The organism is Pseudovibrio sp. WM33 (genome assembly GCF_001623165.1).
Lineage (GTDB): Bacteria > Pseudomonadota > Alphaproteobacteria > Rhizobiales > Stappiaceae > Pseudovibrio.
Genome location: NZ_LMCK01000039.1, coordinates 17,373 through 28,048, shown reverse-complemented (window position 1 = coordinate 28,048; position 10,676 = coordinate 17,373). Strand labels below are relative to the sequence as shown.

Here is a 10,676-nt window from a genome sequence, read left to right as displayed (position 1 = left end):
AAATGATGATGCCGGATCAATTTTGAACGCTCATTGACACTCATAGGTTTCCAGCTGGTCTTCCTTGCCCTCTTCCGCCAACATCAAAAGCCCGCGGCGCGTGAGGACGGACCCCTCACAGATGCCTTGCGGGTTCATGAGGGTCGGTTCGGAAGCTGCGTTTAAGGCGCGGATGACGGCATTGCCGTAGTTGCGAATGAAGATAGCGGCAGAGCGGCCTGTTGAGTGATGACCGATCACATCTTCCATTTCGAGCACAATGGCTTTTGCGTTCTCTGCCAGTTGAGAGGCTGCACTGATGCCAGCGATACCGCCGCCGATAATCAGAAAATCGCAATGCTGTGCCATGTCAAACCTCACAAAGATAAAAAGCAAGGCTGATATATCTAGTAAAGCGCGCGGCGATGCGAGGAAAAACAGATCTTACGCACTTTTATATTGTTCCTATAACAATGTTTGGACCGCAGGTTTTCATTTGGTTGGGATGGCTTGAAGTATTGGTCAGCCAATTATGAAAAGGCAAAGAACTGCCAAAGAATACGAATCTCTCTCGGGATAAACTGGGAGTTGCTCTGAGGTTGTATGTATTTGGTCGACCTATTTTGGGTGATTTCGATCGAGAGGTCGGACATTATTTCTGATCGGCTGCCAATGCATGCCAGTCAGTATAGTTAAATGTAAGTTTCTGTCAGATTTAGCATAAGGCCTAGCATTGAAATATAGAGGGCGGTTACTGCAAGCTGCGTAGGATGTAAGTTGATGCTAATATTATTATTACTCAGAAATCATTAGTAAGCTTCACTTTTCATGAAAGTTATGTGACTTGCATCATCTATGTTTTGCTTTTGTGGGGTGTTTTTCATGAGGCGTGACCAATTGTCAGTGCCAACACCTAGATTTGATATTTTGGTTGACCTTTTTGTGAAATTGGTCAGAAGTACTGGTAAGGGATGTCGCCGAAGGGAAGATCGGTCTCATTTCGATAAATCGGGAATTCCGTAGCAGGCGTCGTTTGTCTGTGTACTTCAAGGGAGAATTTAGAAGAATGTTCCGCAAGTCTCATTTTATTGGTGCTGTGCTTACATCTGCTCTTATGGTGGGCGCGACCGTTGCAGAAGCGAAGACCCTGAAGGTCAGCCATAACCTGCCGACTGACAACCCGGCACATATCTCTCTGGAGTTCATGGCAAAGCGCGTTAAAGAGCTTTCCGGTGGTGATGTTAAAATGCGCATCTTCGCAAACGCGCAGCTTGGCACACAGCGTGAATCCGTTGAACTGATGCAGAACGGCCTTTTGGACATGGCCCGTTCCAATGCAGCAGAAATGGAAGCTTTTGAAGAGTCTTATTCCGCGTTGACCCTCCCATACATCTTTGAGAGCGAAGACCACTATTACAAAGTGCTGACCTCTGATGTTGCTGAAGACGTCTTCATGGCTTCCAAGGACAAAGGCTTTGTTGGTCTGGCGTTTATGGTGGACGGTTCCCGCTCGTTCTACGCAAACAAAGAAATCAACAGCCCAGCTGATCTGAAGGGTATGAAGATCCGCGTGCAGCCTTCCCCGTCCGCAATCCAGATGGTTGAATTGCTTGGCGGCGCACCAACCCCAATCTCCTTCGGCGAGCTGTATTCCGCTCTGCAGCAGGGCGTGGTTGATGGTGCTGAAAACAACCCGCAGGCACTGGTTGATGTGCGCCACGGTGAAGTTGCAAAAGTCTACTCCCGTGATGAACACACCATGATCCCTGGCGTTCTGATGGTCTCCACCAAAGTGTGGGATGGTCTGGAAGCAGATAGCCAGAAAGCGCTGAAAACAGCTGCACGTGAAATGATGGACTTCCACCGCGAGCTTTACAACAAGCAGACCCTTGAAGCGATTGAAGCTGCAAAAACCAAGCTTCAGGTGAAGTTTGTGGAAGTTGAAAAAGCTCCATTCATCAGCGCAGTTCTGCCAATGCATGACGCGCTTGCAGAAAAGTCACCTCAACTGGCTGATCTGGTTGCACGCATCAAAGGCCTTGCAAAATAGGCAAAACACTCTCCGGGCAATGAACTTAAACCCCGTCTCACCTGAGGCGGGGTTTTTGTATGGAAGACTGTGCCGGCTTTAGTCCAGGTCAACCTTGATGCCGAGGCCGTGCAACAGAAGGTGTTGCTGGCTGGCGGAAACAATCATACCCCGATATCCACGCAGGCTTGTTAGGAAGAGCGCACCCAAATCAGCACCTCGCAAGTCCGCGTAGGTCAGATCAAGATCTTCCGTCTCCGCATCAGAAAGCGTGCTGCGCTTCAGGTCTGCATTGGTCAGGTTCGTGTTGGACAGGTTGCTGTTGGTCAGATCGCAGTCGGTGAGAATGCATTCCTCAAGATCCAGATCAGACAGGGTTGCGTAGTTCAGCTGGCAGTCGGTGAATGTTGCCCGTGTCTTCAACGCGCGTTTGCCAGCAACCTTGCCAAAGTCACAGCCCGCAAGTGAGGCGCCCGTCAAACGGGAGTTTTGGAAGGTGATGCAGAACATTTGCGAATATGGAAAGATGGTGAGGCGCAGATCGCAGTTGTGAAACTCCACATTGCTCAGGTCTGCGTGGCGAAAACACCCGCCTGCCCGTGTGTCGGCATAATAAAAGCTGCAGTTTTCAAACTTTGCCTCACGCAGATCGCAGCTTTTGAAGGTGCAGGCCGGAAACTGGGTGTCTTTCCAGCTGCTCTCACGAAAATCTACGGAATTGAAGTCACCTTCGGGCTCAAAGCTGCAATTGAGAAACTGCGCATCCCGCAGGTCTTTGCCCTCAAGCCAGGACGCTTCCAGCTCAGCTTCTTCAATTGGTCTGCCAGATTCCAAAAGAGCCGAGAATTTTTCATAGGTGAGAGCGGTGGAAGTATCTGAGGAAGTCATGTGAGCACCGTGATGAACGAGGAGATAACCACTGTGCCATGTGCAGTGGGTGCGTTCAATCCGACAGGTTCAATTAAGCAAGAAAAGACCGGCGTCGCCTTTTGAAATATGGAAGGCTAAGCCGGCTAGGCAATAATTTGCAACAATACAGGCGGCTCATTTCCCAAGCAAACAAACCACCAAGCAGCAAACTTAAGGACCGAATTGCGGTTGAAGGTATGCCTTCTGTGCCAAGACTGCCTCCGAAAACCTGTGCTCCCGACGCCTCTTGTTTGCTGAGTTAAATTTACTCAGAATTTTTCGAGGTGACTTGATGCAATTGCACTAATTTTCTGCAGAAAAACATAAAATTCTAAAATAGGGCGGTAACGCGCTGATATATCTAGCGAAAATATCAGATTATTTTCCTCGCCGATATGTCAGATGCATGAAATTGAGGGGGTGGGTTTAGGCCGCTGAGGGAAAACCCTGAAGGGATTGTATCAGGCCTGCCACGGATAGCGTGAAAGCGTGGTCATCACCAGCCGCACGATCTCCGTTTGCGAGCCAACATCCAGCCGCCGGGACACGTTGGCGATGTGGTTTCGTGCGGTATTGTAAGAAATGCCGAGTTGCTCAGCAGCGTCTCGTGTTGACGCGCCATTGGTCAGCGCCTTCACAACCTCGGTTTCCTTCGGAGTGAGATTCAGAAGATGGCTGATCATCTTGTCTGGCACTTCGGCAAAATCGGTCGGATCAAAGATCATCATCAGGCAATATTTTGGTCTGGCCAAAAATTGAGAGAGATACGCAGGAGCGTCCTTTTGGGTCTCGATAGGCTGGATAAAGACCAGTGTGTTCGGACCAAATTCGTTACGAATGATGACCGGAGACGGCAGGGTGTGGGTGTAGATGGACTGCCTGACCGCGCTTTCCAATGCGCTCGCCTCATCCGCGGCCTTGGCAGAGAGCCGCATATAACGTCCAAGCTGCAAATTGGTGTGCTTGCTCAGCAGCTTTTCTGCGCGCCCGTTCATCACCTGCACACCGCTGTTTTCATCCACCACCAGAGCACTGAATGGCATCTGCTCCAGCCAGAACTTACCCAAAGCCTTGGTGGGGGCAACTGCCTCGCGCATGCGGCGCTGCAAAGCCAGCTGAAAAGCATTGCGGAAATACGGCTGCAGGAACTTCACTTCCTCATAGAGCTGGTCCTCATCTCTTTCTGACACAGCATAAGGAAGGGAGATGTTGATGTAGGAACACAAACCGTTCTGACGATCAATCATCAACGTAATGGCGCGGTCAATGTTTTGGTTGGGCTCAATGAAAGTGCCAACATAATCCGCGTGGATGTCTTCCTTTCGGAAATGGCGATGCGGCCGGCATGGCTCTTCAATATCTACGCGTTTTAAAACTGAGGGCAGCGGGTTGAACTGGGCGACGGAGGCAAAGCTGTCATGGAACGCCTGCCCCACATTCAAAACCTTGCGATAGTCATAGTGATGGTCTGCCAGGCTTTGCACGTTGATGGCAAAGGGAAACTCTGAGTACTTTGTCTGCAGTTGCTTCAACGCATTTTCCAGAGGCTCTTCATTCATGAAGGTCCGGAAGATATCGCTGATACTCTGATCAAGGAGCGGTGTCATAATCTATGGTCTGCAATATGGCTCGAAAGGAGTGGTACAGAGCGGTAATCAAAGATCTCTAATAAAGAAACCACTTAAGTATTGAGCCGTCAGACGGGTTAAATCAAGTAAGTTGACCGTTTGATCTAAAAAGAAACTGACGCTGCGATATATCAGCAACAGTGCATAGGTATATATGAGAATATTCTGAATAAAGAGGTGTGCTTGAATACAGGAAAGGCCCGGAAAACCGGGCCTTTGTGGTCTTAGAAGATTGTATTTGGCCGCGTGACAATGCCCCAGTATCTAACGGTAAAGAGGCCAAATGCACCGACCCAGCACAGGGCTGAAAGCCCCAGAACCATGAAATATCCCTGCGGATATAGAAGAATACCAAACACCCGCACAGCTGCACTCATGACAATGAGATAGTAGATTGCGATCTCGACCCATGTTGGCTGGAGTGGTCTGCCGGAGTGACCCAGCGCACTGCGTGTCATCATGGCCAGCATCATACCGGCGATGGAACCAACGGTGATCGCGTGGATGGCCAGCACCTGATCCCACGGAGCATCCAGCAGAGCCCCTGCCCGCAACAACAATGCAATTGGTAGCCAAGCGTAGGAGACCGGCAGGATCCAGAGGATCGGTTTACCCCATGTGATCTGAGGACGCCACAGGCCCATCTTCACAATGTGCAGCCCGGCGAGCACCAGCAAGCCCACCGCACGCAGCGTTGCGGCTTCGTAGCTCATGCCAAAATAGATGTCGCTGACCAATAGCAGAACCATGCCAAGACCAATTGTATCTTCAAGGCGCTGGTTGCGCACTGCGCGTTTCACGCCGAGAGCATTGTTGGTGAAGAGCGGGATAATACGGCCGCCAATGACGGTTACAAAGATCGCGAAGACATCAACTGCCCAGAGGAACACATCGGCAGAGTCATAATTGATGAGATCCAGCGCAATGGCGTGGAACAGACCGTTTGCCACCGCCAGCACCAGCAGCAAAGCCACCGCGAAGTAGTTGCGTTTGTTTTTCGCCTGATACAGCGGAATTGCGATGCCAAGAGCGGCAAGAGGCAGGAAGAGAAGATCGAGAATTTGTCCCAGTGACCCAAGTGGTCCGCTGCCCACAAACAAGAGCACGCGCGCCGCTAGCCATAAGGCAAGCAATCCACCCAAAACCATGCCATTCGGAGTGCGTCGGCCCGTCCAGTTTTGAACGGCGGTGTAAAGAAAGCCGATGAGAATGGCGACCGCGAAGCCGAAGATCAGCTCATGAGAGTGCCATAACACGCCTTCGAGCGGGCCGTTGATCTCGACAAACTCGATGATGGAGGCAACCCAAAGCGGAACGCTGATGGCCGCATACGCTGCACCAACAATATAGAACGGACGAAAGCCGAGGGACAAAAATGCTTCCCAGGAGAAAGCTGTGCTCGCGCTGGGAGGCTTCGGCATAGTTTGTGTTTGCTGCATGTGTCAGGTCTCGGTCGGCGAAGGATCAGCCTTCGCTCATTTTCTTATCAAGGCACAGGAAACGCATTCGACCAGAAGTGATGGAGCGATGGTCGAACTTCTCCACTTATCACTCCTTATAAACATGAAGCTAATACTCATATTTGTGCAATGTCAAATAATTCTAAATTAGCCATACAAACCGGCCTGCAAGCAAGACGTAAGGTACTGATTTCAGAGAGAGGGCGGTCGTGTGCAAACAGTTGCGGGTAAGTTGAAATGTGAGAGGTTCTGCCGGATTTTTGCCTTGTTCTGCCACGAGTCTGGCAACTTCCAGGGGCGAGACACAGGATTGATTCATTGCACGTTTTGCAAGCAGACAGAAACAGCTATGTGATAGTGGGGTCAAACAAGACCTATACGCTGGTGTTTGCGTCTTCATTAATGGTGCACCTGTTCGCCTACTGGGTGCTGGCCATCTCTCATTTGCCTCGTAGCTTTCGTGGAAGCCCGGTGAAAAGCATTGGTGTCGAACTCATTGGCACCGCTCAGTTTGAACAACTCATCACGCCGCCAGTTCAACAAGAGCCACCAACGGCATCTCTCTCATCTGCTCCGCCGGAAGATGCAACCCCGCAACCTTTGCCGCCGCCAGTTGTGAGAGAGGAAATCATTCAAACGCCGCAACCTGTCATTGCGCAACACTTTCAGTTGGGCCGTTTACTGGACGCGCCTGAAAACAAAGAACTGAAAGAGTCGCTGGTTCTGTTTGATCCATCCGATCAGCGCGAGCAGCTGTGCAATTTGGAGGTGATGGAGCAAATCGAGTTATGGGATGAGAGCTTCAACCCGGAACGCGTGGTCGCCTTTGCCTACAAAGATCCTGTAGTGTTCGGCAACAGCGTCAGCGCAGATGGTGCAGCTTTCCGCAGCAAGGGTGATTGGTACCACCTCACCTACAAATGCACCTACAACCCCACCACCAATCTCGTCACCGCCTTGGAATTCCTGGCAGGTGACGTCATCGCACGGTCAGAGTGGGAAGATCATTTTCTGTTTGCTGAGTGAAGGTTACTTGGTGTCGCGAACAGCCCTGACAGCCAAAGAGTAGCCTTGGCTGTGGAAGTCGAGGGCGTAGGTGACGAAGTCCAGATAGTAGTACATCCCTTTCAGCTTCTGATCGCCAGTGGCGGACCAAAAGTCGGCGTAGTCGACAAAGGCTGGGGCTGTAAGGTCTGGAAACAGGGCGTGCAGTTCCTCTTTTTCAGCGCAGGTGGAATCCAGCAGTCCGTAAAGCTCGCGGATTGTTGGTAGGCGCCAACCTTCAGTGTTCTCGGCAAAGTGAGAGGCAGCAATGTCTTGTCCAACCTGCATTGGCTCACCGGAACAGCTCTGCGTATCGCTTTGCCATGTCATGCCCTCGGCGCAACGTTTCCATTCCAGCGCATAACCGGTTTGCTTGAGCCGAGCTCCCTCAAGAGTGAAGCGCTCTTGCAACGCAGGTTTGTTGCTGCAATCAAGTTGAGCAGCGGCAGGAAAGGCTGACAGGAAGAGGCAGAGAGTAGCCGCTGAGGTGAGGGAGAATGGCTTTTTTGTCATTATAAAACATCGCGAAATGATTTTTGAAAGATCGCGGTGCATGTTTGTTTTTATCTAGCAAATCGCAGCACGATGGTACTTCACTGACGAGAAATAGTGGTGCGTTTATGGCAGGTTGAGTAATTCCGTGATTAACCTGTGCATCCTGCAAGGAAGAGCGGATTAGGGCTGCTCTTCTCGCTCTCAGGCTTAACAGCAAGCGCTTGTTTTGCAGACATCCACCGAGAGCACTCAAAAGTGTGGGGCAGCTTCGATAAAGCAGGCTGATCTTGTTGCCGGAGTGTGAGGTGTCTGCCACTTTAGCTCATGCTTGACTTCCCGCCATCCAGTTCAGTTTTTCAACTCAAGGTTCGCCTTCTTGGTATCAGCCCAATGATTTGGCGGCGTTTGCTTGTGCCGAGCGACATAAGCTTGCGCGAACTGCACGGTGTGCTGCAGGTTGCCATGGGGTGGGAAGGGATCCACCTTTTCATGTTTGACAAGGGTGCTGTTCATTACGGCTCCCTGGATCTTGGTGTGATGCCTACCAATATCTCCTTGCAATCTCTTGGGTTTCGGGAGAATGAGAAGTTTCATTATTTCTATGATTTGAACGTGAACTGGCATCATGAAATCCGCGTCGAGCGCATTGACGTGCCGAATGAAAGAAAGTCCTTACCCTCCTGCATTGGCGGCGCAAATATTTGTCCTCCGGAAGATTGTGGAGGAGTTGAAGGCTATCTCGCCCGACGCGATGAGGCGCACGGTTACGACGCCTTTATGGATATGGGAACGATTACCGACTTCCTTCAGGACATTCTTGACGATAGCGACAAGTTGAAGCTACCGGGTGAAGATCAGCTGGAAGAATTAGAGCTGGTTATGGACCGCATGAACGCCCGTGAGCCTTATCTGTCAAGCAAATTCTCGCGCTGGTCAATCAATCAGGCGTTTCGCGGTGATGAGCATAAACGATTGATGCACCAGCAAATTATGTGAGAGCGCGCCGGTCGCCGGACAGGAGATCGGCAGCAAAAGCGCCAACGACATCTCCATGAATTGCGGTTATAGATCCAATCAGTGCCCGCCCCTGTGGCTGTGTGACCTGGTCGAATTTTCGCTTCAGCATTGCCAGACTGGTCTCGGCATAAATCCGGGTGGATGACAAGTCCTCGTGACCCAAGAATTTCTGCACATCGGCTATGTCCATCCCAAGTGCGAGCAGCCGGGTGGCCATGGTATGACGCAGAAGATGCGGGTAAAGACGCTTGGTGATGCCGGCTTTTTTCGCTACCTCCCGAACGATCTGGCCGATGCGCTGGCGGGTGTAGATCGGCGCGCTGCCATCTTGTCGGCTCTGACGGCTGACAAACAACGGACCAGCCCTGCGTTTTCCAATATGGAGCGCTAGAAGTCGCGCCGTTTCAGGACGGATAGGGATCTCGCGGCGCCTGCCGCCTTTGCCATGGGTAATGGTCACCAATCGTTCCACCAGAGAGATGTCCTCCACACAAAGAGCAGTAAATTCAGAGGCTCTGGTGCCGGTTTCCAAAAGCACCTGCATCATCAAACCGGTTTGACCGCCACAGACATAAGCCTGGTCGATAAAGCGAAGCTCTTCCTCCAGAGTAAGACGTGCAGGTGAGCCACGCTTTTCTTTGGGAGCAACAAGCCCTGCTTTGGCCCGGGCCAGTTTAAAGACCGACTTGGTCTGGATGTAATCCAGTCCCTCGCGCATGAGAACGTCAGCGATTTGGTTGGCAGAACGCTCTATATATCCCATGACTACTTTTCCTTGCTCTATTCGGAAAGCAAACCAGCTTGCCAAAGTCCCATTATTCTTGCAGAATCCTAACAGAAATCAGGGCAATTGAGCACTCAGGTTTTCCTCTCTGCGGAAAGTGGAAAACTGAGTGGAAGCGGGGGAAGCATGGATATCAAAATCAGCGTGAAGATCACCGCTCCGGATGGCACGCTTTGCGAAACGGAAGTGCTCTCTCTTAATAAGCCCTGCGACACTCAAGAAACGATCGGCCTTTCAATCTCTGAGGGCAAAGACCTGCTGCAAAGCGTGCAGGAGCAGATCGTTCAGGCTCAGTGCAAGGCACACAGCATCCGGCAATCCGTTTGCGGGCAATGTGGATCTCGTTTGCGCAGCAAGGGCGCGTTTCCGATCCGCTATCGCACCGTCTTTGGCGATATTGTACTTAAAAGTCCGCGCTTTTATCACTGCAACTGCGCGCGAAGCAATGCCAGAACTTTCAGCCCGCTCAAATCCTTGTTGCCGGACCATGTAGCCCCGGAGCTGATTTACTTGGAGACCAAATGGGCATCGCTGGTCTCATTTGACGTTACCGTTGACCTACTCAAGGAAGTGCTGCCCATCAGTGCCAGGCTGCTGGAAGCGTGCGCAAAGGCTGGCACAACAGCGCCAGGCTGCTGGAAGCGGAACTGGGCGAAGAACAGCTGTTCTTTGGCGAGACCAGCCAATCTACCCGCGCGGCCCTGCCCGTTCCTGAGGGGCTGATCACCGTTGGCATTGATGGTGGCTATGTCCGCTCACGGGAGAAAGGCCAAAATCATTTTGAGGTGGTGGTTGGCAAGTCCATTCCTCAAGATCGTCCCAACCGCTACCTTGGTCTGGTGCAGACCCATGACGCCAAACCCCGCCGACGCCTGCATGAGTTACTCAATGACCAGGGCTGGCAGGAAAACCAATGCGTGACCTTCATGACCGACGGCGGAGAAAGTGTACGAGACCTTGCGTGGCACATGGCACCAGCCTCAGAGCATATCCTCGACTGGTTCCACATCACCATGCGCCTTACCGTTATGGGTCAATATGTCAAAGATCTCAGCCACTTGAACCCGGAAGACGGTGAACAGATCGGCCGTCTGCTGCGCCAGATCAAGGGCTATTTGTGGAACGGTAATCTTCACGAGGGTAAGATTGTTATTGAGGATCTGACTTGTGATCTGGAAGAGATTGAAACCAGCTATGCCAGCATCAAGGCTTTAAGAAAGGCAGCAGCTGAATTCCAGACTTACATTGAGAATAATGCCGACATGATCCCGAACTACGCTGAGCGCAGGCGTTACGGGGAGCGGGTCTCAACCGGTTTTGTTGAAAGCACA

9 protein-coding genes and 1 pseudogene are annotated in these 10,676 nt (G+C 51.5%); 4 read left to right on the top strand and 6 right to left on the bottom strand.

Going from position 1 to position 10,676, the window contains the following annotated elements; all coding sequences use genetic code 11:
- Positions 1 to 30: 30 nt before the first annotated feature.
- Complete coding sequence (locus tag PsWM33_RS07935; RefSeq protein ID WP_063299820.1) at positions 31 to 348, bottom strand: FAD-dependent oxidoreductase; 318 nt, start codon at positions 346 to 348, stop codon at positions 31 to 33.
- 697 nt (positions 349 to 1,045) lie between these two features.
- Here PsWM33_RS07935 and PsWM33_RS07930 point away from each other — a divergent pair.
- Entirely contained in the window at positions 1,046 to 2,029 is a 984-nt protein-coding gene (locus PsWM33_RS07930) for a TRAP transporter substrate-binding protein (protein ID WP_063299819.1), read from the top strand.
- A 78-nt stretch (positions 2,030 to 2,107) separates the two neighbouring features.
- Here the strand turns inward: PsWM33_RS07930 and PsWM33_RS07925 are convergent, their stop codons facing one another.
- The 3 genes from PsWM33_RS07925 to PsWM33_RS07915 all read right to left on the bottom strand — a co-directional run bounded on the left by PsWM33_RS07925 (position 2,108) and on the right by PsWM33_RS07915 (position 5,918).
- Positions 2,108 to 2,896 (bottom strand): pentapeptide repeat-containing protein, encoded by a 789-nt coding sequence (locus tag PsWM33_RS07925; protein WP_063299818.1) that lies wholly within the window; start codon positions 2,894 to 2,896, stop codon positions 2,108 to 2,110.
- Positions 2,897 to 3,378: 482 nt separating this feature from the next.
- Positions 3,379 to 4,524 carry a helix-turn-helix transcriptional regulator gene (locus PsWM33_RS07920; RefSeq protein ID WP_063299817.1) on the bottom strand — a complete coding sequence of 382 codons (1,146 nt, stop codon included), beginning with the start codon at positions 4,522 to 4,524 and terminating at the stop codon, positions 3,379 to 3,381.
- A gap of 245 nt (positions 4,525 to 4,769) precedes the next feature.
- Positions 4,770 to 5,918, bottom strand: a complete 1,149-nt coding sequence (locus tag PsWM33_RS07915; RefSeq protein ID WP_208994459.1) for an NnrS family protein — start codon at positions 5,916 to 5,918, stop codon at positions 4,770 to 4,772.
- Between the two features lie 405 nt (positions 5,919 to 6,323).
- Here PsWM33_RS07915 and PsWM33_RS07910 point away from each other — a divergent pair, with 405 nt between their 5' ends.
- Positions 6,324 to 7,031, top strand: coding sequence for a DUF930 domain-containing protein (locus tag PsWM33_RS07910; RefSeq protein ID WP_063299815.1), 708 nt, complete (start codon positions 6,324 to 6,326; stop codon positions 7,029 to 7,031).
- 3 nt (positions 7,032 to 7,034) lie between these two features.
- Here PsWM33_RS07910 and PsWM33_RS07905 read toward each other — a convergent pair whose 3' ends face one another.
- Complete coding sequence (locus tag PsWM33_RS07905) at positions 7,035 to 7,562, bottom strand: Lcl C-terminal domain-containing protein (RefSeq protein WP_063299814.1); 528 nt, start codon at positions 7,560 to 7,562, stop codon at positions 7,035 to 7,037.
- A gap of 306 nt (positions 7,563 to 7,868) precedes the next feature.
- Between PsWM33_RS07905 and PsWM33_RS07900 the strand changes: the two genes are divergently transcribed.
- A complete protein-coding gene (locus PsWM33_RS07900) occupies positions 7,869 to 8,540 on the top strand; it encodes a plasmid pRiA4b ORF-3 family protein (RefSeq protein ID WP_063299813.1) in 672 nt (223 codons plus the stop codon).
- On the opposite strand, the gene PsWM33_RS07895 is transcribed toward PsWM33_RS07900, so the two are convergent.
- The gene (locus tag PsWM33_RS07895; RefSeq protein ID WP_063299812.1) at positions 8,533 to 9,324 is read right to left on the bottom strand and encodes a tyrosine-type recombinase/integrase; all 792 of its coding nucleotides are present in this window, start codon (positions 9,322 to 9,324) and stop codon (positions 8,533 to 8,535) included. The two genes, PsWM33_RS07900 and PsWM33_RS07895, sit on opposite strands and share 8 nt — an antisense overlap.
- A gap of 623 nt (positions 9,325 to 9,947) precedes the next feature.
- On the opposite strand from PsWM33_RS07895, the pseudogene PsWM33_RS27320 reads away from it, so the two are divergent.
- A pseudogene (locus tag PsWM33_RS27320) lies at positions 9,948 to 10,676 on the top strand (ISKra4 family transposase); the annotation flags it as partial.